20 protein-coding genes and 1 pseudogene are annotated in these 21,047 nt (G+C 52.4%); 7 read left to right on the plus strand and 14 right to left on the minus strand.

Annotated elements, in window-relative coordinates:
* Positions 1 to 8 precede the first annotated feature (8 nt).
* Entirely contained in the window at positions 9 to 467 is a 459-nt protein-coding gene (gene gspG, locus PSH79_RS15560; protein ID WP_305438234.1) for a type II secretion system major pseudopilin GspG, read from the minus strand.
* Positions 468 to 614: 147 nt separating this feature from the next.
* Between gspG and gspI the strand changes: the two genes are divergently transcribed.
* Both gspI and PSH79_RS15570 read left to right on the plus strand, forming a co-directional pair.
* Positions 615 to 989, plus strand: coding sequence for a type II secretion system minor pseudopilin GspI (gene gspI / locus PSH79_RS15565; RefSeq protein WP_305438235.1), 375 nt, complete (start codon positions 615 to 617; stop codon positions 987 to 989).
* Positions 990 to 1,262: 273 nt separating this feature from the next.
* A complete protein-coding gene (locus PSH79_RS15570) occupies positions 1,263 to 1,874 on the plus strand; it encodes an EcsC family protein (RefSeq protein WP_370872497.1) in 612 nt (203 codons plus the stop codon).
* A gap of 235 nt (positions 1,875 to 2,109) precedes the next feature.
* Here the strand turns inward: PSH79_RS15570 and PSH79_RS15575 are convergent, their stop codons facing one another.
* From PSH79_RS15575 to PSH79_RS15605, 7 genes and pseudogenes are all read right to left on the minus strand, one after another.
* On the minus strand, positions 2,110 to 2,469 hold the full coding sequence (locus PSH79_RS15575; protein ID WP_305438239.1) for a hypothetical protein: 360 nt from the start codon (positions 2,467 to 2,469) through the stop codon (positions 2,110 to 2,112).
* 723 nt (positions 2,470 to 3,192) lie between these two features.
* A complete protein-coding gene (locus PSH79_RS15580; RefSeq protein ID WP_305438241.1) occupies positions 3,193 to 4,008 on the minus strand; it encodes an alpha/beta fold hydrolase in 816 nt (271 codons plus the stop codon).
* A 101-nt stretch (positions 4,009 to 4,109) separates the two neighbouring features.
* Entirely contained in the window at positions 4,110 to 4,988 is an 879-nt protein-coding gene (locus PSH79_RS15585) for an alpha/beta fold hydrolase (RefSeq protein ID WP_305438243.1), read from the minus strand.
* Between the two features lie 116 nt (positions 4,989 to 5,104).
* Positions 5,105 to 5,752 (minus strand): ferric reductase-like transmembrane domain-containing protein, encoded by a 648-nt coding sequence (locus PSH79_RS15590; RefSeq protein ID WP_305438245.1) that lies wholly within the window; start codon positions 5,750 to 5,752, stop codon positions 5,105 to 5,107.
* A gap of 211 nt (positions 5,753 to 5,963) precedes the next feature.
* On the minus strand, positions 5,964 to 7,277 hold the full coding sequence (locus PSH79_RS15595) for an ATP-binding protein (RefSeq protein WP_305438247.1): 1,314 nt from the start codon (positions 7,275 to 7,277) through the stop codon (positions 5,964 to 5,966).
* Complete coding sequence (locus PSH79_RS15600; RefSeq protein ID WP_305438249.1) at positions 7,274 to 8,014, minus strand: response regulator; 741 nt, start codon at positions 8,012 to 8,014, stop codon at positions 7,274 to 7,276. The genes PSH79_RS15595 and PSH79_RS15600 overlap by 4 nt, the downstream gene beginning before the upstream one ends.
* Before the next feature lie 385 nt (positions 8,015 to 8,399).
* Positions 8,400 to 8,714 (minus strand): annotated as a pseudogene (locus PSH79_RS15605) (DUF6124 family protein); the annotation flags it as partial.
* Positions 8,715 to 9,258: 544 nt separating this feature from the next.
* Here PSH79_RS15605 and PSH79_RS15610 point away from each other — a divergent pair.
* Positions 9,259 to 9,741, plus strand: coding sequence for a GNAT family N-acetyltransferase (locus tag PSH79_RS15610; RefSeq protein ID WP_305438251.1), 483 nt, complete (start codon positions 9,259 to 9,261; stop codon positions 9,739 to 9,741).
* Between the two features lie 136 nt (positions 9,742 to 9,877).
* Here the strand turns inward: PSH79_RS15610 and PSH79_RS15615 are convergent, their stop codons facing one another.
* A complete protein-coding gene (locus tag PSH79_RS15615) occupies positions 9,878 to 10,351 on the minus strand; it encodes a helix-turn-helix domain-containing protein (protein WP_305438253.1) in 474 nt (157 codons plus the stop codon).
* A gap of 96 nt (positions 10,352 to 10,447) precedes the next feature.
* On the opposite strand from PSH79_RS15615, the gene PSH79_RS15620 reads away from it, so the two are divergent.
* The gene (locus PSH79_RS15620) at positions 10,448 to 11,389 is read left to right on the plus strand and encodes an aromatic alcohol reductase (protein WP_305438255.1); all 942 of its coding nucleotides are present in this window, start codon (positions 10,448 to 10,450) and stop codon (positions 11,387 to 11,389) included.
* Between the two features lie 180 nt (positions 11,390 to 11,569).
* Here PSH79_RS15620 and PSH79_RS15625 read toward each other — a convergent pair whose 3' ends face one another.
* Entirely contained in the window at positions 11,570 to 11,929 is a 360-nt protein-coding gene (locus PSH79_RS15625; RefSeq protein WP_305438256.1) for a hypothetical protein, read from the minus strand.
* A 591-nt stretch (positions 11,930 to 12,520) separates the two neighbouring features.
* Here PSH79_RS15625 and PSH79_RS15630 point away from each other — a divergent pair.
* Positions 12,521 to 12,862, plus strand: a complete 342-nt coding sequence (locus tag PSH79_RS15630; protein ID WP_305438258.1) for a hypothetical protein — start codon at positions 12,521 to 12,523, stop codon at positions 12,860 to 12,862.
* A 116-nt stretch (positions 12,863 to 12,978) separates the two neighbouring features.
* Here PSH79_RS15630 and PSH79_RS15635 read toward each other — a convergent pair whose 3' ends face one another.
* Together PSH79_RS15635 and PSH79_RS15640 are read right to left on the minus strand one after the other, a co-directional pair.
* Positions 12,979 to 13,395: a hypothetical protein gene (locus tag PSH79_RS15635; RefSeq protein ID WP_305438259.1), complete on the minus strand. Its 417-nt coding sequence runs from the start codon at positions 13,393 to 13,395 to the stop codon at positions 12,979 to 12,981.
* Positions 13,395 to 16,049 (minus strand): hypothetical protein, encoded by a 2,655-nt coding sequence (locus PSH79_RS15640; RefSeq protein WP_305438260.1) that lies wholly within the window; start codon positions 16,047 to 16,049, stop codon positions 13,395 to 13,397. Before PSH79_RS15640 ends, PSH79_RS15635 begins: the two co-directional genes overlap by 1 nt.
* 277 nt (positions 16,050 to 16,326) lie before the next feature.
* Between PSH79_RS15640 and PSH79_RS15645 the strand changes: the two genes are divergently transcribed.
* Positions 16,327 to 16,716, plus strand: coding sequence for a hypothetical protein (locus tag PSH79_RS15645; RefSeq protein ID WP_305438262.1), 390 nt, complete (start codon positions 16,327 to 16,329; stop codon positions 16,714 to 16,716).
* Positions 16,717 to 16,873: 157 nt separating this feature from the next.
* Here PSH79_RS15645 and PSH79_RS15650 read toward each other — a convergent pair whose 3' ends face one another.
* Complete coding sequence (locus tag PSH79_RS15650; RefSeq protein WP_305438263.1) at positions 16,874 to 17,233, minus strand: hypothetical protein; 360 nt, start codon at positions 17,231 to 17,233, stop codon at positions 16,874 to 16,876.
* 550 nt (positions 17,234 to 17,783) lie between these two features.
* Here PSH79_RS15650 and PSH79_RS15655 point away from each other — a divergent pair.
* Positions 17,784 to 19,166: an SIR2 family protein gene (locus PSH79_RS15655; RefSeq protein WP_305438264.1), complete on the plus strand. Its 1,383-nt coding sequence runs from the start codon at positions 17,784 to 17,786 to the stop codon at positions 19,164 to 19,166.
* A gap of 253 nt (positions 19,167 to 19,419) precedes the next feature.
* Here PSH79_RS15655 and PSH79_RS15660 read toward each other — a convergent pair whose 3' ends face one another.
* Complete coding sequence (locus PSH79_RS15660) at positions 19,420 to 20,916, minus strand: reverse transcriptase domain-containing protein (RefSeq protein ID WP_305438266.1); 1,497 nt, start codon at positions 20,914 to 20,916, stop codon at positions 19,420 to 19,422.
* Positions 20,917 to 21,047 lie beyond the last annotated feature (131 nt).

Consider the following 21,047-nt stretch of genomic DNA (forward strand, 5'->3'; position numbering starts at 1 on the left):
GGCCGGCCTTACAGCTGCCAGGAACCGATATCGGCATTGACGCCGTCGCCGTCCGGCTGGCCATCAGCACCGAGCGAGAAGATATCGATCTCGCCGTTGGCGCCCGGGTTGAGGTACTGATAAGGACGGCCCCACGGATCATTCGGCAGACGCTCCAGGTACGAACGCCAGTTGCTGTTCTTCGCATCCGCCGGCCGCTCCACCAGCACTTTCAAACCCTGATTCATGCTCGGGTAAGTGCCATGATCGAGGCGATACAACTTCAACGCCTGCATCAAACCGCCAATGTCCTGCTTCGCCGCCGTCGCCCGCGCCTGATCCGGACGGTCGAGCACCTTGGGCACCACCATCGCCGCCAGAATCCCCAAAATCACCACCACCACCATGATCTCGATCAGGGTAAAACCCTGCTGCCCACGGGGCTTGCGCGGCGACGGCTCAGGCGGTGTGCACGGTGCGATATCCATCTCGACATTCCTTTGGCTTGATTCGATTCGACGCGCAGTGTTGCAAGAAGATATGTCAGGGATGTTGAAAATCCTCGGGAGTTTTCGTCGTCAAGCCGTCAAGGACGGGGGTTAGCGTCGAGGGCTGGTTTTTGCTTCGAGCCCCTTATGCCTGCTCGCTCCCGAGAAAGCGGATTCACCCTGATAGAAGTGCTGGTGGCGCTGGCGATTATTGCCGTGGCGATGTCGGCGGCCGTGCGCGTGGCGGGGTTGATGACGCAGAGCAATGGGGTGTTGCGGGATCGGTCGATTGCGATGATTGCGGCACAGAGCCGGATGGCTGAGCTGCAATTGGAAGGTCGATTACCGATAGGACTAAAGGCGCAGGACTGTGACCAAGGACGTCTGCTACTCCGCTGCGAACAAGCCATAGCAACAGCCGAAAACGGCCGATTGCTCAAAGTCGGCATCCAGGTTTTCGACCGCAACCAGGACGCCCCGCCGTTGGCCCGACTAGAAACCCTACTAAGCCGCCCCCTGTAGGAGCTGCCGAAGGCTGCGATCTTTTGACTTTGACTTTTAAACGTTGGCGTTTATCGCGCCCACAAAGGTGTCCCCTCTGTCCTGCAGCATTTAATCGCGGGGGTCTGGGCGATTATTTAGAAAGTGGAGTTATGCCGTCAGCGCGGCGGCGAAGGTATTTGGAGGGAATTTGTTCAAAGCGGAGTGATGCAAATAACCACGCAGGCATGGCATCATAAGGCCACTATTCATACGCTGAGACTGAAGATGGAACTGATAAGTCAAGAAAAGATAATGCAGGTACTCGATTGGGCCTACGAGAGATCTGTGAATGGGTTCTCCGGTCTTGATTCCGCCGAGGAGCTCGCAGCCAGCTACGCCAAGGAAGAAAGCCCTGCTTACGATCAAGCTAACTCCCTGATTCGCTGGCAGAACACCAAATCGGCCACCTCAGGCTTCATTACCGGCCTGGGTGGATTAATTACACTGCCCGTAGCGTTGCCCGCCAACATCACAAGTGTGCTTTTCGTACAAATTCGCATGATCGCCGCCATCGCCCACCTAGGTGGCTACGATGTGAAGGATGACAAGGTAAAGACCCTCGTTTTCGCCTGTCTCACAGCCAACTCCGCCAAAGAAGTGCTGAAAGACATCGGTATTGCCGTGGGCAACAAACTCGCGATGAACGCCGTGAAGTCGATTTCCGGTAAGACTTTGATAGAGATAAACAAAAAGGTCGGCTTCAAGCTGTTCACCAAGTTTGGTGAAAAAGGCGTGATCAATCTTGGCAAAGCCGTGCCGCTGCTGGGAGGCTTGATTGGCGGAAGTTTCGATGCCTACACGACCAACACCATCGGTAATGTAGCGCGCGATACATTTACACCAAAAGACGTGGCGACTGCATAACGGGCCACCTTAGCGGTAGCGGCATTTCCCCGTGTTCAAGGAAATGCAGAGCCAAAAGCAGCAAACGCGACAGAGGGGACGGATTCATTTTGCGAAAATGAATCCGTCCCCTCTGTCCTTGGCTCCCACCGGTTTCAGCGTCTTACACAAAATCTGTGATCAACATAAATCCCTGTGGGAGCGAGGGCGATAGATCTGACGCAAGATCAATCACCAGCTGATCCTGATACGCGCATCACCCCGGCAATTGCAGATTATCCAACGCCCGATTCACCGCCAACTCCCCCAGCATGATCAACTGCGCAATCCCCAACAACGCCCGACGCTGCGATGCCGGCAACAGACTGGCGACGTTCTGCGCGATGGTTTGGGCCGAAGCGAGTGTTTCACTGGCATCGATCAGCAGTTCTTCGTTTTTGTTGTCCGCTGTTACGGCGTACATCCCACGGCTTTTAGGTGGCAGCGGCGTGGAACCGGGTGGACAGAGGTAATGGTCGAGCGCGCGGTCGGCGGCTTCGTGGAGCTTTCTGGAATCGAGGGATTCGTAGGGGGAAACCGAGTCGGTTTCGGGCGGGTTGGGTGTTGGTTTGATCATGGTGAAGCTCCTTGATTGTTGGAGCCGCCACATTTCGCTGCGAAACGAAGGGAGGTGGCAGCTGTACGCAGGTTCGCAGACCGGGAATCAAGGCACCCGGCATACCCGAAGGTATCCCGCGCACAGCCGCCATAAAGCACCATTGCCGAAAATGGCAACGAGATTGGGAGCGCTGTGCGCCTTGATTGATCCGGGCTGCGAAACCCGATCGCTGATTCATCAGCGACCGAACCACAATAGAACCCGCCCCCAAGGCGCACAAGCCGGCGGATTCTGGCGTAGCTGTAGGCAATGGCGCAAGGATGTGTAGCCTGGGAGAGTGTCTGGAGATGTCTTTTTAAACGTTGGTGTTTATCGAAACCCTGCCGCGCTACCTCCCCCCTTAAATAGATCCGTCCCTAATGTTTCAAGGTTGGTGTGCAGATGTTTGACCGTAGCCAGGATGCGCCGCCGTTGGCAAAACTCGAAACCCTACTCACCCGCCCCTGTAGGAGCTGCCGCAGGCTCGGGCCGCGATCGGACGATCTTTTGACTTTGCCTATTAACTTTTAGAAGCAAGATCAAAAGATCGCAGCCTGCGGCAGCTCCTACACAGATATCTCAGGCAGCAAAAACAGCGCATATGCCATTAAGCAGGAACAAACCCGGCGCCCTGCGCCGGATCTGGTTCTTCTCGAAGCAACAGACGGGTCTGCAAGCCGTGCTTTCGGGCGATCGCATCGTTTAGCGCGATGATCCGGCGGAGCTGGCTTGGGCGGCTTCAATGATGAGCGCTGTCACTTTCTGCGGGTTGGACGTCATCACCACATGGGATGCACCCTGGACGGTAACCGTCTTTTTCGAACCCGCGCGATCGGCCATAAACTTCAGCGCAGCCTCAGGAATGTTTTTATCCGCCGAGCCGTATATGAACCAGGACGGCAGTTTTTTCCAGGCCGGTTCGCCAGACGCTTCCTTCAATGCAGCCTCGCTGATAGGTCGTTGTGTGGCGGCCATCAACGCAGACTCTGCCGCTGGAACATCGGCGGCAAATTGCTGGCCGAATTTGTCCTGCTGAATATAGAGATCCTTATTGCCGTCCTTCAGCTGCACCGGAGCGGCCAAGGTTGGACCAAGGGTTCCTCCCGGATAGCGACCGGACAGTTCGATGGCAGTTTCGCCTTTGTCCGGTGCAAAGGCCGCGACATACACAAGCGCCTTGACCTTCGGATTGTCGTGAACGGCATTGGTGATCACGGCGCCACCGTAGGAATGGCCAACGAGGACGACCGGACCGGCGGTATGCTCGACAATATCGGCGACATAATCAGAGTCCTGCTTGACGCCACGCAGCGGGTTAGCCGCAGCAATGACTGGATATCCCTGTTTCAGCAACTGAGCGGCAACACCATTCCAGCTGGACGATTCGGCGAATGCGCCATGCACCAGAACGACGGTGGGCTTGGCTGCGCCGGGTTCGACGGCAGCTGTGCTATGCACAGAGGTCAGTGCCAATGCCGCGGTGATGGTGACAGCCAAGAGCGATTTGATATTGAGCATGATCATTCCTTTTTCATTGATCGGAGACTACTGGAGAGCAACATTCAGATGTACCCGTCGTCATGTGCCGTCCTCGACGGGACATGACGACCGGGATTGGCTTATTTGCCCAGGAACGCCAACAGATCCTGGTTGAGACGATCCTTGTGAGTGTCCGTCAGACCGTGCGGTGCTCCCGGATACACGATCAATTCGGCGTTCTGCACAAGCTCGGCAGCCGCATGGGCTGAGGCGTCAATCGGGACGATCTGGTCATCGTCGCCATGCACGATCAGTGTCGGTACATCGAACGCGACCAAGTCGGTGCGAAAGTCCGTTGCCGAGAACGCCGCAATGCAGTCATAGGTGTTTTTGTGGCCTGCTTGCATGCCCTGCACCCAGAACGAATCGATCAGCCCCTGAGAAACGTTTGCCCCGTCACGGTTGAATCCGAAGAACGGACCGGCCGCGATGTCGCGGTACAGCTGCGAGCGGTTGGCTAGCGAGGCAGTGCGCAGGCCGTCGAAAACCTCGATCGGCAGGCCGCCCGGGTAGTCTTCGGTCTTCAGCATCATTGGCGGTACAGCGCTGATAAGTGCGGCTTTCTTCACTCGATCGGTACCGTGACGGCCGATGTAGCGTGCAACCTCTCCACCGCCCGTTGAAAAACCAACCAAGGTGACATCTTTAAGGTCCAGGGTGGTGATCACAGTGGCCAAGTCATCGGCATAGTGATCCATGTCGTTACCCTCCCACGGCTGGCTGGAACGGCCATGGCCGCGGCGGTCGTGGGCGATCACCCGATAGCCTTTGTCAGCCAGGAACAGCATCTGGGATTCCCAGCTATCCGAATTCAACGGCCAGCCATGGCTGAAGGTGACGACTTGTCCGTCTTTCGGGCCCCAGTCCTTGTAGTAGAGCTGTACCCCGTCCTGTGTGGTGATATAGCTGCCGGCCTGTACTTGATTGGCTGCCTGAGCGGCGTGGTTGCTATTGCTCATTGTCGCTTCCTTGTTTTCAGGCAATCGGAATGACTGCCGCTGAGAAATGTATTGAAGAAATATGTCGGACTGGAGAAGGCTGCTTCGTTTACTGCGGACTCTTCCTGTTGGGTAAATCAGGAGGCGCCCGCCTCTCGGTGCATCGACGCTTGCCTGGTTTGGCTGCGCTTGTTGGCTATGGCCAGCTTGCCCATCAGTCGAATCGCGACGGCGGCGCAGGTCATGCCGAAAGGCAGCACATACCAGTCGCTCATCGGGATGCGTTTGAAATTGGAGAAGGCGAATACGGCGGCGATGACCCACATGCCGGTAACGTGCAATGTCTTCCATGCCTTGGGTCCCAGCAGTCGGGCGGGCCCTTTGAATGACGTCAGTGCCATCAGCAGGATGAAGGCGTAGCCGGTTCCGCCCGGGATGTTGTTGGCAAAGGTGCGGGCTGGCCAGAACTCGGTATTGAGTTGCCCATAGGCATAGATCAGCACGGCATGGATCAAGTGGGAGAAAGCAAAGGCGAGGCCGATGAAGCGCCTCTCGCGCACCAGTGCCTTAGAGGCAGGCGAAGGCACCAGTACGGCAAAGGCCGACGCGGTGAACGCGATCAGAAACAATACGAAGGAGGAACGGGCGGTGGCGCGGATGGCGCTGCGCAGTCCCTCAACAAGGTCGGGTTGTACCGCGACAGCCGTGATGCTCATCGCTACCACCAGGGCGGCAATCAGGCCGAACAGCTGCCAGCCCTGAGGGCGGTAGGATTGGGTATTCATGGCAAGAACTCCTGTAGTAAGGGCTCGCCATTCGGGGATCCGGTGGCGAGTCGATGGGGAGAATTCTTGCAAGGGCATGTATACCGGCTATGTTCGACAACCGGCGGTTATGCGTTGTTTTGAGTATGTAAATGCGCTGGATACAGTGGCTTACAAATGGGTGCCACGGTATCCAGCCGATAGAGGCTGCAGTCGACGTGCAGCCCGCGCTCTAGTGTTGAGCGCCGATGTCGAGGGTCACGCACAGACCGCCACCGTCGCGGTTGCGCAAAGTCAGTGAACCCCCAATCGCGATGGCCAACTGCTGAGCGATGGCCAGGCCAAGACCAGTGCCGCCAGTGCTGCGGCTGCGTGAGTTTTCCACCCGATAGAACGGCTTGACCACTTCTGCCAGAACCTCCTCAGGAATGCCTTGGCCCCGGTCAAGCACACGGATCGAAACGCCGGTGCCTGCGTTTGCGCAGACCTCCACTTCGGCGGAGCCCGCGTACTTCAGCGCATTGTCCACCAGGTTCACCAGAATACGGCGCAGGGCATGAGGTCTTGTTTCGATGATCGCGCCGTTCTTGCCGCGCAGGCTGACCTCTCGACCGGTGTCCTGATAGTCGCAGACCAGACTGTCGAGAAAGGCGTCCAGACTGATGCGGCAACTGGCCTCGGTCGCGCCGTGGACACTGCGAGCATAGGCGACACCCTCGCGCACCAGATGCTCGATTTCGTCGAGGTCGTTGCCCAGCTTGTCTTTTTCTGCCGAGTCCTCCATGAACTCGGCGCGCAGCTTCATACGCGTGATGGGCGTCTGCAGGTCATGGGAAATGGCCGCCAGCAGTTGCATACGCTCTTTGAGGTAAACGGCGATACGTGCCTGCATGCTGTTGAAGGCACGGGCGGCATAGGCCACTTCACGCGGGCCGCTTTCATCCAATTGCATGGGATGTGCGTTCGGATCGAGGTTCTCCACCGCCTCGGCCAGGCGGCTGAGCGGGCGTATCGCGATTCGCACGGCAAGCCAGGTGCAGCCGATCATCAACACCAACTGAGCAAACAGGGCGAAGGGCAACCAGGGCGACAACGGCCTGACAGAAGGACGTACGTCGATGGTGACCGGACTACCGTCAGCCAGTCGCACCTGTGCCTGAAAATGCGGGCGTGGGCCCGGGATTTCGACAAAGGTCAGAGCATAGTTTCGGCCCAGGGAGACTTGAAGTGATTGCGCCGCAGTCCCGGCCAGATCATTCGAGGTGAGTGGACTGCCGGCATCATGCTCGCGCAGCAAATAGTCATAGTTGCGACGCTGCAGGCGCTTGGTCCACTCCGGACGCTCAGCGGCAGGCAAACGGTCGAGGATGGCGATGGAGGTCGCGGTGTCGTGCTCGAAATTGCCCAACATGGCCGTCTTGGTGCTTTCGTAGCGTTCGTAGTACTGGGCTGCGAACGTCAGAGACTGGGCGAGTATCAGGCCGACAAGGAACACCAGCCACAGGCGCGAGGCCAGCGTGTGAGGCCATTGCAACGCGAGCTTCATGCTTGCTCCTCGAGCACTTCGACCGCAAAGGTAAAGACGTACCCTTCATTGCGCACGGTCTTTAAGTACAGAGGTTCGCGTGCGTCATCGAGCAAACGCTGACGCACGCGGCTAACCAGCAAATCAATGGACCGGTCGAAGATGTCCGCGTCACGGCCCTGGGTCAGGTTGAGCAGTTGGTCGCGACTGAGTACCCGCTGAGGATGATCGAGAAATACCCGCAGCAGCCTGTACTCGGCGCCACTCAGCGAGACGAGGGTGTCGTCCTCATCAAGCAGATGGCGAGCGGTGGTGTCGAGGCGCCAGCGCCCGAATTTGAGCTGTCGACCGCTTTCACTGACAACAAAGTTGGGCGGTAGCATGCGCGTGCGTCGAAGCACGGCATTGATACGTGCGAGCAGTTCACGGGCCGCGAAAGGCTTGGCCAGGTAATCGTCAGCGCCCATTTCCAGACCAATGATGCGGTCGGTCTCGTCGCTGCGCGCCGTCAACATCAGCACCGGTATTGCCTTGTGCTTGCCGGCGCGCAGTTGACGGCACAGCAGCAGTCCATCGTCCCCCGGCATCATGATGTCGAGCACGATCAGGTCAGCCTGGTTGGTTTCCAGAAAAGCCCGCATCTGACGGCCATCCGCAACCACAGTGGTGCGCAGACCATTCTTGTTGAGGTAGTTGCCAACCAGTTCCCTGATCTCGCGATCATCATCCACGATCAATACATGATCGACATGTTCCATTCCCTGCTCTCCAAAATGAGCGCAACTATTGCGCGGCCTGGCGATGCCCTATTGCCCGTCGGAAGGGGCCCGTACGCGAACGACTCAAGTCCGGCGAGGCGCCAACGGCAACAATGGAGGTCGCTGTTTCACAGCGCGCGTATTACGCCTTCAAACGCCGATGGCAGTCCAGCTTTTTGGGGCACATTGCCGCTTTCTTGTTTGGCTCTTTGGACTCGGGCGAAGTCGAACGCTCCCTCCCGGGTTTGGCTTGCTGTCGAAGAGTGGACAGGCCCAAGTGGGCGCCCACCCCGCAACGCCAGAAGTTTGAATGGAAGGATCGAGTTTGCTGCAGCTTTTTTGGTGGTTGGCGACACGTAAAGTCGCTGCGAGTGAGGGCTGTTTTTTTACTCACAATGATCAACTGCGCAATCCCCAACAACGCCCGGCGCTGCGAGGCCGGCAACAGGCTGGCGACGTTCTGCGCGATGGTTTGGGCCGAAGCGAGTGTTTCACTGGCATCGATCAGCAGTTCTTCGTTTTTGTTGTCCGCTGTTACGGCGTACATCCCACGGCTTTTACGTGGCAGCGGCGTGGAACCGGGTGGACAGAGGTAATGGTCGAGCGCGCGGTCGGCGGCTTCGTGGAGTTTTCTGGAGTCGAGGGATTCGTAGGGGGAAACCGAGTCGGTTTCGGGCGGGTTGGGTGTTGGTTTGATCATGGTGAAGCTCCTATAGGAATGGAGCCGCCCAGAACTGTCGCTAAACAGAAAGGAGGCGGCTGTACGCAGGTTAGCGAACCGGTTATAGGCACCCGGCAGACCCAAGGGTCTCCCGCATACAGCCACCATAGCGGAGTCGCAGACATTGAATCTGCGACAAAGCATGGAACGCTGATGCACCTATTTATAAGTCGAGTCGCTAAACCCGATCGCTGTTTCATCAGCGACCGAACCACAATAGAACCCGCCCCCAAGGCGCACAAGCCGGCGGATTCTGGCGTAGCTGTAGGCAAAGGCGCAAGGATATGTAGCCTGAGAGAGTGTCTGGAGATGTCTTTTTAAACGTTGGTGTTTATCGGAATCCTCATTGCGTCTCGGACCCCACGACAGATCCGCCCCCTTACCCCAACAGACGTAAGCGTCCGGCGAACACATCCCCCTGAAGCTGACTATGGAACCATCGCCTCCATTGAACCGAGACCGCAGTGGTTATGCGGATTCTGTTCTCTATAATCACTGACCGGCCATGTTTAGGGTGCTTGTTATGCCAGCCTCCGCTGATCAAAACTCCGCTGTCGTTTTATGCGCTGCTTCCAGTAACGACCTGGAAGATCTGGTAGCCATCAGGATTGAGGCCATGCGCGAGAGCCTTGAACAGCTTGGACGATTTGACCCGGATCGTGCGCGCGAACGATTTCTTGTTGGGTTCGACGCTAACAGCACACGCCGCATAGAAGTATCAGGTGATCTGGTCGGTTTTGTCGTCATCAAAGACCAGCAGAGCGAGCTGCTGCTTGACCACTTGTATGTGATACCCAGAGCTCAAGGAGCAGGAATCGGCTCTGAAGTGCTTACTCGGATTTTCAAAGAGGCTGATGAGATCGGGCGTCCCATCAAGGTGGGTGCTCTCAAGGAAAGCGCTTCAAATCGTTTTTACACTCGCCATGGCTTCGTGTTCGTCGAAAGCGGTGAATTCGATAATTACTATGTCCGGACTAACGGTAATGCCGTTGATTTGGGCGACTAGGCAGATCTTGTTGCTGTGCCCCGTCAGAGGTTGCACCGCTAAATGGGCATCCACCTGTGCGGCAGTAGGTCGGTAATCTCATTCGCCCGCTGCGTCGGCAGGCGCGTGAGCATTCAGCCGCGCAGACTGGACAAGCTCATGATCGCCGCCGCTCGTTGGCGTCATCCAAATCAACCAGCCCCACCACCGGAACCTGCCACGAAGGCTTTTTCCCACTCTTGCTATCAAACGCACGACGCGCCTCGCGAAAATCATCGACGTGCTCCACAACCCACGTCCAAATCGGCGACATACGGACCAACAACTCCATACCCAACGGCGTCAGCTCGTACTCGACATGGGGCGGCACTTGATCCAACTCTCGCCGTATCAGCAGACCATCGCGTTCCAGCGCACGCAGCGTCTTGGTCAACATGCGCTGAGTCACGCCCGTCATCTGCCGTTTGATCTCGGCATGACGCATCGTGCCGTACACACCCAGGGCATGCAGAATCCCCAGTGACCAGCGGCTACCAGCGTGCGCCAGGACTTCGCGCCGCACGCCATCATCGTCTCGTCTTAGCGTCTGGCAGATCGCTTCTGCCTGGCTAAGGGTTTCCTCATCGGTCATGTGTCCCCCTGGTATCACGCGTGTGCCTTCTTCTGAGCGCTGCGCAATCGTGCCAGCATCCACAAATCATACAGACGACGGATCTCAGGAGACATCATGACCGCTGCGACCCACCCTTCCCCACAATCCATTCTCGTACTTGGCGCCGGCGAACTCGGCCTGCCGGTGCTGCGCAATCTTGCGCGGGTAGCCAAGCGCTCGCCCGGCAACACCATCAGCGTCCTGCTCAGGGATTCGACCATCAACACGCAAGTCCCTGAGAAAAAACTGGAAGTCGACGAACTGCGCAGTCTGGGCATCCAGATGGTCGCTGCAGACCTGGTCAACGACTCCATCGATCAACTGGCCGAAGTGTTCGCAGCATTCGACACCGTCATAGGCTGCGCAGGCATGGTCGCAGGTCGGGAAACGCCGATGAAACTGGCGACAGCTGCGCTCAGGTCCGGCGTGAAGCGCTATTTCCCTTGGCAGTTTGGCGTCGATTTCGAAGTGATTGGCCGGGGCAGCCCGCAGGATTTGTTCGATGCGCAACTCGACGTGCGCGAGTTGCTCCGCGCCCAGGATAAAACCGAATGGGTGATCATCTCGACCGGCATGTTCACCAGTTTTCTGTTCGAGCCGGTCTTTGAGGTCGTCGATTTTGAGAGCGACACCGTCAACGCCTTGGGCAGCCTGGAAACCAGCGTGACGCTCACGACACCCGAGGACATCGGCAAGCTGACAGCGGCCATCGTTTTCTACGAACCGCGCTTTCGCAATGAGATCGTGTACCTGTCTGGCGACACGGTGACGTATGGGCAGGTGGCGAGCCTGCTTGAACGTGTGCTGGGGCGGCCGTTCAAGCGTAACGTCTGGACGGTTCCGTACCTGATGCAGGAACTGGAAAAAGACCCCACCCACCACATCAAAAAATACCGCGCCGTATTTGCTCAAGGCAGAGGTGTGTCGTGGCCTAAAGCGGGGACTTTCAACGAGCAGCAGTCGATTCAGGTCACCACAGCTGAACAGTGGGCTCGGGACAACCTGGCAGTCGATTGACGCAAAGAAAGCAGCCCGCCATTCCGGGGTGCAGATACGCGTACATCGTCTAGAAACTTATCGCGGCTGAAGAGCCAGCGCACTCCCACCTTGCAACGCGCTCAAAGGTGGGAGCGAGCCTGCTCGCGAAGGCGCCAGAATGAACACCCGATCAATCACCGGGTGATCCCGACACCCGCATCACCCCGGCAACTGCAAATTATCCAACGCCCGATTCACCGCCAGCTCCCCGAGCATGATCAACTGCGCAATCCCCAACAACGCCCGACGCTGCGACGCCGGCAACAAACTCGCGACGTTCTGGGCAATGGTTTGCGCCGAAGCGAGTGTTTCACTGGCATCGGTTAGCAGTTCTTCGTTTTTGTTGTCGGCAGTGACGGCATACATCCCACGGTTTTTACGTGGGGGCGGCGTGGAACCGGGCGGACAGAGGTAATGGTCGAGCGCGCGGTCGGCGGCTTCGTGGAGTTTTCTGGAGTCGAGGGATTCGTAGGGGGAAACCGAGTCGGTTTCGGTCGGGTTGGGTGTTGGTTTGATCATGGTGAAGCTCCTTGATGACTGGAGCCGCCACCGTTCGCGGTCAAACAAACAGGGTGGCAGCTGTACGCGGGTTGACCGACCGGACATCAAGGAATCCGGCACACCCGAAGGTGTCCCACGCACAGCCACCGCGACATGATTTCAGACAATGCCTGAACACGTGCAGAACGCTGGCGCGCCTTGATATTGGGCGGACGGTCAAATCCGATCGCTGATTCGTCAGCGACCGCACCACAATAGAACCCACCCCTAAGGCGCACAAGCCGGCGGATTCTGACGTAGCTGTAGGCAATGGAGCAAGGATGCGTAGCCTGAGAGAGTGTCTGGAGATGTCTTTTTAAACGTTGGTGTTTATCGAGACCTTACTGCGGCACCTCCCCACTTAAACAAATCTGCCGCATTACCGGCAATTTTCCCCGCGCACAAAGCGTAAACCCAGTCGGGGCGTAAAGGCATTGCGAGCGGCTCGACAGAAGCCACTAACCAACAGTCAATCAAAGAATTGTAAGAAATGTTGAGCGCAACTTTTGCCTCAGGCATTCTGTGCGACGCAAATGTATATGGACGGTAGATTTTTGGCGGTACTGTGAAATGAAACTAAAAATATTAGCCATCAGCCTTTTATGTTGCGTGAGTTTATTTTCAAGCGCAGCAGACGTTCCTATCAAAGAAGGAATGCCATTTTCGAAAGCCCGAAAAGCTTTGATCAAAAATGGCTGGAAGCCGAATCCGTCCTACTCAGGTGAGTTCGGGGTTGAAAACGTCATCCAAAGAAAAGGCTTCAATGAAATCGAGTCTTGCACGGAGGGCGTCCGTTTCTGCAGCTTCAACTACATCAAGAACGGAGATTGTTTAGGTGCAGGAACTGTCGGCGAAGAAGTCAAAGACATGAAAGTTTATTCCTGGAACTTCAAATGCCCTGAAAAGGATTGAAACCAGAAATCGACAACAAAGTGGGCGGCGCTTCCCGAAGGTCCAGGCAAACGGCAGATGGGACGGATCTATTTTTCAAAAATAAATTCGTCCCCTTTTCCTCCAGAGCTTTCAACTCACGGCGTTATCGTTTCACAAACAAGGTCCTGAGGCGCGCCATCCTTAAATGGAACAGTACATTTTTTTAAAAACTCAGGAGCTGGCTCAAGTGGCATTATCTCAAACAAAAAAGTCAGCTTCTCTTCTTGAAACTCTCCTTTTTTCAATTCGACTTGGGTGTATCCGTCGAGAAAGCTTTTGCCGTCAATGGAGCATAGTTCTTTTTCCTTAACTATTTTCCCATTACCCCCGGGCAAGAGCGATTGCACCCGTATGCACGGGGAATCGAATGTCCTCAAATACCTGACGATATATTTACCTATTTTCCCTGCATCTGCTTGGTAGACCCGTTTGTAGTCAAACTCAGCCGCTGTCGCAGATGAAAGACAGGCCAGTCCAAAAACCGTGTACGCTGCCAGACGTAAAATACGCATTAATTACTCTCCAAGTAACTTTTTCTTTCGGCGAACCTATTTGGTGGCACACCTACCCAATTACTATGCTTCGACATTTCTACTTTTATTTTCGCCAGATCATTATCAGTAAAAGGCCTTTGAATGAATTTTCTGGATTCCACGTGATAGTCTCCTCGATATCGAAGATCTACAATGACGTCTTGAATTTTTTTATTAACACCTTCCCATTGCAAGGCACCATATTTCTCTACGTTGCTGGTTGTGCCCGAAATTCTAAAAATGTCTTTTTTCATGAATTCATAAACAGATATGAATAACATATATTGCTGCTTTCTTGTTATTACATGTTTTCTGATTTCTTGGCTCGCATTATCTAAATATGTTTTTGCGGCTTGACCATGCAAGCCTTTCGCCCCAACCAACCACGACAAGAGAGGCTCTTTTACTCCGGCATTAATTAAGTCCGCCCTTGGATCAGCCTGTTGACCCAAGTCGTATCCTCGACCAATCGTCACGCCTGACACACCTTCTGGCCAGTGCACGACTCGGCTAAAATAGCGATGAGCAGGATGTCCAGCATCTTCAAAGTCGTTCCCCTCGACATTGAATGTTAGTTGTCCGTAAGGCACCTTCAGCCATTTCAAATCATTATCATCGGTCGGATATGTAAAGTTCCCAAGCAATCCCATTAGATGAAAGTGCCATGCTTTCCCATCAGTCGATAAGCCAGCGTCTTTCCACCACGACAACTTTTCGATTCTTTTTTTCTCATTCACCCAGTTTTGATTCGGCTGTGATGGCGAATGGTTGAGCAGAGGGTCCAGCTCGTCCCATTTTTCAGCGTTCCAAAACCACTCACTTTCATAACGTGTCATGAGTTGTGATATTGATTGAGCATGCCAGAGTTTAGCTAATGCAGAGTGAATCTCTTCGACACTAAATTTATTATCCTTGTTAGTATCTACGATATCGTAAAGCCTTTTCTTGACTGGGCCGCTATCTGCCTGGCTAATTTTGGCACGATAGTTTTCTCGCTCTTCGTTACTGAGTAAGCCTCGTGTATCCAGAAGATGGGCAAGATGCTCAACCGGCTTCCCGCTCTCCTCGATGAACTCAAAACCCTCCCACTCCCAAGGACTATGACGAGTAGTAATTAAGTCCTGCTCACCAAGCCAGCCATTGATCGGATGACCTTCTGCGTCTTCGAGTAAGTTGTCCAAGCGCCACCAGCGAATAGTTTGGGCCGGCGTGCTCGCGGGAAAGGTTTTATTATCTGACAACTGATAGGTTGCAGGCAGATCCTCAAGAACCCGCTGAGGAATTATAAGATCGGCTCCAACAACTGCCCCTTCCTGACATATATCGGGTGGGTTTTGGGCATTAATACCGTCCTTATGCTTAATCAGCCGACTCGCACCCTTGTGGATTTTTAGCAGTGTTTTTTGTGTCTCAGCCAAAGTTTTTGCATGATTTCGACTTTTAGCGATAAACGTTGGTACGTCATCACAGCTAAAAATCTCTAAATGCAGGAGCGACTTTGATTCACTGTCAGTGACGTTTTGATAAGGTCCTAAATGTCCGACTACTTCTCCCGCCTTGACTTTGTAAGGTTCTGGCAAAAGATGAAAAGAATCAGTAACCGGCTTGCTTGGCTGTGCTTGCAAGGCTCTAATGGCTACGTAACCATGAATATTTTTGGCACTGTCAGCTGTAATCGGGAAGGTATCTACGCCCTCGGTGAGACTGCTGATTTTCCGAAGATCTCCGCTGCCGTCTTCCAGAGAGAGCTTCACTCCTAATGGCAAGACGCCTGTTATCGAGTTTTTTTGTTTCCCCTTTGAGGTTTTATAGACATTCAACCCTTTCCCTGGAAGCAACCCCGAATTCAAGTCATTAGACTGGACGGACACTAAATAGGTGTCGGGACCAGCAGCCTCAAGCTCTCCGGTGTAAACCCATGCCTCACTAATCGTTTGGGGAATGGAGTTCCCTTCAAGCACGGCGCTCAGCTTCTTCCATTTTTCATTGGGGGCGGCCGCTGACTCCGCGGTTCTGATTTTTACACCTTTGGGCAAAATGGCATTTTTGACGCTGTGGGCAGCAGTTCCGGGGGCTCCAGCCCTAGTGTTCAACCCGAGGAAATTATCGGTAGATTTCTCTGCTTTTGGGCTATAGGTCAACGGCCCAAAAAAAGCTGGAGGCAGAGGCGCATCGTGTTTCTGGTAGCCAGCCCAGTCAAGCAAGTGCATGTAGAGGCTGTAAAAAATCAGCTCTCCAACTGGTGCAGCGTTCTCATCTTGATCACTATTTTGGCTCGGTATCTCGAGTCGGTGCCGGATAAGTACGAGTCCTGTGGAATACGGGGCTTGTACAACACGCATATGCTCACCGAAATACTCTGTGACGGGGGCAGTCTCGTCGACTCGATATGCGATTACCTCTCCGTCTGCGATACAGCGCACTGAGGATTGATCGAGGACATCTCCCGTTCCTCCATCAAAATGAATTCCACCATGCCATGAACCATTAGTACCCATCGGGTAGAACCCGCCGTGGGCCTTCGCCAATGCTTCATAGTATTGCTTGGGATCCTGTGCCTCGACGTGCTGGTTACCTGCTCGCTTTAGCTTGAACGGATATGCCCAGTGTTCGACCTTGCTTTGCTGTTCCATAACTTACTCTTGCTTTCCATTTCCTTTGGCCCGCTCGGTTTTGTATCAAGCTGTTTTGACCGTGACATTTGTGAGGGGCGCCGATATTAAAGGCATTGGGAAACCCTGAATACCCCTCGTCAAACCATGCTCCACCGACTTAATCGTATAGGATTCTCTTTCGCTGGCGATGCCTAGGGATTATGAGAAGCCAGGCAGAAGAATCACCATCCCCCTGCAACCTAACACCGAGTATCGGGGTTTTGTCGAGCTAAAAAGCGGCTATAGGAACGATCAAATGAAGGCTTCGACCCTCGCATTTTTCGCACTTTATTGCGCGGGTATCAGCGCAACGTTTGCCGATGCCTCACAGGCGCCAAACGACCAGCGAGGGCCAGCAGACATCGTCGTCGGTGAGCGTTTGGCTGCGGCCAAGTCCAAGCTACTCAAACAAGGATGGAAGCCGACGCGGATGCATACCAACGACGGCTATGAGTACAGCGGCGTGGAGAAGGAGCTGGCTACACGCAAGTTCTTCGAACTGGACACCTGCTCGTTTGATAGCTCGCGTTGCATCTTGTACTACGCGAAGAAAGGAACTTGCCTACGCGTCGATACCATCGGTGAGCAATTCAATGACATGACCGTGACGCGATGGACCCGCGAATGTCCCGATGCGCCTCGATAACCACACGAAGACTACGCGGTAATAATCGACTGCTCCCACAGGTTTCAGCGTCGCACACAACACCTGCAATCAGCATAAAACCCTGTGGGAGCGAGCCTGCTCGCGAAAGCGTCAGAATGAACACCCGATCAATCACCGGGTGATCCCAACACCCGCATCACTCCGGCAATTGCAAATTATCCAACGCCCGATTCACCGCCAACTCCCCGAGCATGATCAACTGCGCAATCCCCAACAACGCCCGACGCTGCGACGCCGGCAACAGACTGGCGACGTTCTGCGCGATGGTTTGCGCCGAAGCGAGCGTTTCACTGGCATCAATCAGCAGTTCTTCGTTTTTGTAGTCCGCCGTCACGGCATACATCCCGCGTTTTTTACGTGGGGGCGACGTGGAACCGGGTGGACAGAGGTAATGGTCGAGCGCGCGGTCGGCGGCTTCGTGGAGTTTTTTGGAATCGATGGATTCGTAGGGGGAAACCGAGACAGTTTCGGGCGGGTTGGGTGTTGGTTTGATCATGAGTGAATCTCCAAATCATAGAAAAGGAGCCATCATCTTTCGCTACCAAACGAAGGGGTGGTGGCCATACGAAGGTTGGTAGACCGGTGACTTGGAGAACCGGCGCGCCCGAAGACGCCCTGCGCATGGCCACCATAAATACACAGCCCCAAAAAAGGCCTGTATCGGGTGACGTTATGCGCCAAGTCTAAGCCGGGCTACCAAACCCGATCGCTGATTCGTCAGCGACCGGAACACAATAGAATCCGACCCAAAAGCGCACAAGCCGGCGGATTCTGGCGTAGCTGTAGGCAAAGGCGCAAGGATGTGTAGCCTGGGAGATTGTTTGGAAATGTCTTTTTAAACGTTGGCGTTTATTGAGGCTTCATTACGACACGATTCCCTAAATAGCCCGCCCCCCTTATCCCCAGCTCCGAGCCAGGCTCTGGCCTTCAAATTCAGACAGTCGGTCGACCTTTCAAATAGGTGCTATAACTTCACTATTAACACCAGTCCGTAGCTGCTCACTTGGATTACCTCTGCGCCCCAAAAAGATAAAACTGGAGTGTGTATGCCTTTAAGTTATGAACAATATCAGGAAGAAGTAATTTCCGATATTTTAAATGTTCTCGGCCAAGCTGCTTGCCAACCGATATTATTCGTAGGCTCAGGATTTTCCAAACGATACTCAAACGGCCCGAGCTGGGAGGAGCTTCTGAAGGGGCTGGCTTCAATGTGCCCCAACATTAGTCTTGACTTAGCGTATTACAAGCAAAAAAATAAAAGCCTAGTCGAAATTGGAAGTATATTTTCTGACTGCTTTCGAGAATGGGCATGGACCGATGGCAGAGATCAATTTCCGGCTGAATATTTTTCCGAAAACTACCCATCCGATATATTTATAAAACATTGTATTGCCACCATTTTGAATGGGATGGGGCCAGATAAAAAAGGTTCCTACGGATCAGAAAATTTAGACGCAGAAATTGCAGCCCTGAAAGCAATGAGCCCACATGCGCTCATTACAACAAATTACGATCAACTATTGGAGTTGATTTTTCCTGATTTCGAGCGAGTCGTAGGCCAACAAGTTCTAAGCAAACCTTACTTATCGATCGGTGAAATATTTAAAATACATGGATGTATTTCCGACCCTTTATCTCTGGTACTAACCGAAGAAGATTACAAAACATTTGAAGCTGATAAAAAGTATTTGAGTGCAAAACTTCTTACATACTTTGCAGAGCACCCTTTGCTTTTTGTTGGATACAGAGCCGAAGACCAAAACATAAAGAGCATACTTTATGACGTCACTAGGATGTTCAAGGCCACACAAGCTTTAACTCCAAATATTTACATATTGGAATGGGATAAGGATATCGGTGATAATTCATACCCACCACGCGAGCGTATCATCAACGTCGGAGGCGATGTTACGATCCGCATAAAAAGCATAGTCTCATCTTCATTTGATTGGGTATTTAAGGCCTTTGGAAACAATGGCACACTCGAACAAATTAACGTCAAATTATTACGCGCACTAATGGCTCGAGCATTTAATTTAGTTAGGAGAGACACACTATCAAAACATGTAGAAGTAAATTTTTCAATGCTCGAGCATGCTGTCGAAAATGACGAGAATTTTGCGAAAATATTGGGTATTACATCGCTAGACGGACCTGCTAGCGTAAACGCTAACTATCCATATACCCTTCAAATGGTAGCGGAGAAGCTGGGGTTTACTAGTTGGAATGGTGCTCACAAACTCATTGAACTGCTAGAGCAAATGACCGGCTTTGATATGAAGAATTCTGATAACCCTTACCACTTTAAATTAAAGACTGGTAAGTCGGAGAGTAGTTTCACGAGAAAATACTCTGAAGCAGCGGTTGCGTTATTAGGAAAAGTACAATCTGGCGAAAGCTTTAAATTGGCTGCAGGCTGCTCGGGGTAATGTTACTAGCCAATTACAATGAGCACACCAATCTTTTCCAGGACACTAAAAGAAAAAGATGCCTAGCTATTTCCCAGACAATAAATCCGTCAATTTTTTCGTAAGCGCCCTTAACAGATCAGTCTCACCTCGTCCCGTTTCTCAATAGACGAAAAAAGTTGGCGATACTGTCAGCTGACTGACAATATCGGCCTACAAATCATGAATCATCATGTCCATCATGACTGAAGTCGTTGCACACCAAACTAACGACTTAATAATTATACATATTTGACTTCGGATTCATTACACCTTCAACACCCATATCAGACAATCCCTTTCTTAACGCCTGGTATATGAAGAAAAAACTTGGGATTTGCAATTTTTTCTTCCCGCCATCTTTCTGCCTACGCAACGTTGATGCGATGTCTTTTTTTCGTATATTGAATGGAGATGAGTGAGCTCTGTTATAACCGTGCCTTGCCAGTAATTTTTTTCGAAGCTTAATAGATTTAAAAATCGCCAAAACCAACCAAGTATCTAATTGACGGAGTTGCATTTCGTCATTGAGAAGAGGGTAGAAACTCATAGTACCTTTGAAAAATATTCGATTACTAGCTCCATTTATATAATTAGATATCATCTCATCAGTTAAATCCCCATATAAAAATCTTCGTATCTCAGACACTGCCCGCAGAAGATCAACATCTTTATTGTTCGCTGGAATACTCAAAGACCTGAGTACCGATGACTTTAGCGGCTGAATCAAATGCTTATACAAAATATAGCTAATTTCTTTTTTTATTTTTAGTACAGACTTTTCTTTTATTGATATTTTTTCTTTCGAAAGTGTGTACCCTAAGAAATCCACAGAATCCTTGCACTGCGCAAACTCACTCTTATGATCCTTAGGACAAAGCAAACTTATGCCTTCGGACTTTTCTAAATTAATAGCAACGCCGGTTTCCGCCGAAAACCTGTAGATAATATCGTAGGCGATGTTGATTTTTTGATAATCGTTTGCCCAAATAATTGTATCATCCGCATAACGAGCGAATCTCAACCCTGCAAGCTCAAGTTTCTTGTCGAGATTCCAGCAAACTAAATTCGCTAAAAACAATGAAATTGACGTACCTTGAGGTATGCCTTTACCGGAAGGCCCAAGAAATGCTTGAATTACTTTACGCTCACTTTCGCTGATTGAGAATCCGTTTTCGTCAAACTGCGCAAAAAGATAATCATGTCGAATATTGTCGAAAAATTTAGAGAAATCGAATTCTGCAACAAATATCCTTGGGGCCTGCCCAAGTTCTAGAGAGATATCCTGAATTGCAAAGTGAGCATTACGATCATCTCTATATGCGTACGCAAAGGAGCTTAATCTATGCTTGTTTTTTCTAAGCAGTTGATGATAAAACAAAGATGACACCGCAGCATCTGGAATTTGATAAATTGATACGGTGCGATACCCCCCTGATGGTTTACGAACCTTCATGGAGGCAGGAGAGTTTGGACTATATGTACCTAAAAGTATTTTTTTTGCTATGGAGTGAGCAATTTTTTTACGATTTTTATTTACGTGAAAAGGGTTAAATTTTTTATCTTCGGACCAGTGAGGTGGTAACGTAACGACCTTTTTTCCTGGATCCAACAATCTCTTAGATTTACGCTCAAACTCCAAATTCACCGAATTGTGGTACGCATGGTGGCGATCACTTAGTTTCTCTGCCTCAGCTTGGATAAATTTGAGCAGTTGTTTTTCTAATATCATAGATCCCTCTCATTCAATCAAAAAAAAAGCCCAACACGAATGCTGAGCTTTTTTCCCACGGATGCAACCACGCAAAAATAAATCGCTAAATCCAGCAGTTTCGAGGCTTTCTCTACTTCTGCCGCACATCT

The sequence above is a fragment of the Pseudomonas sp. FP2196 genome, from assembly GCF_030687715.1.
GTDB lineage: Bacteria > Pseudomonadota > Gammaproteobacteria > Pseudomonadales > Pseudomonadaceae > Aquipseudomonas.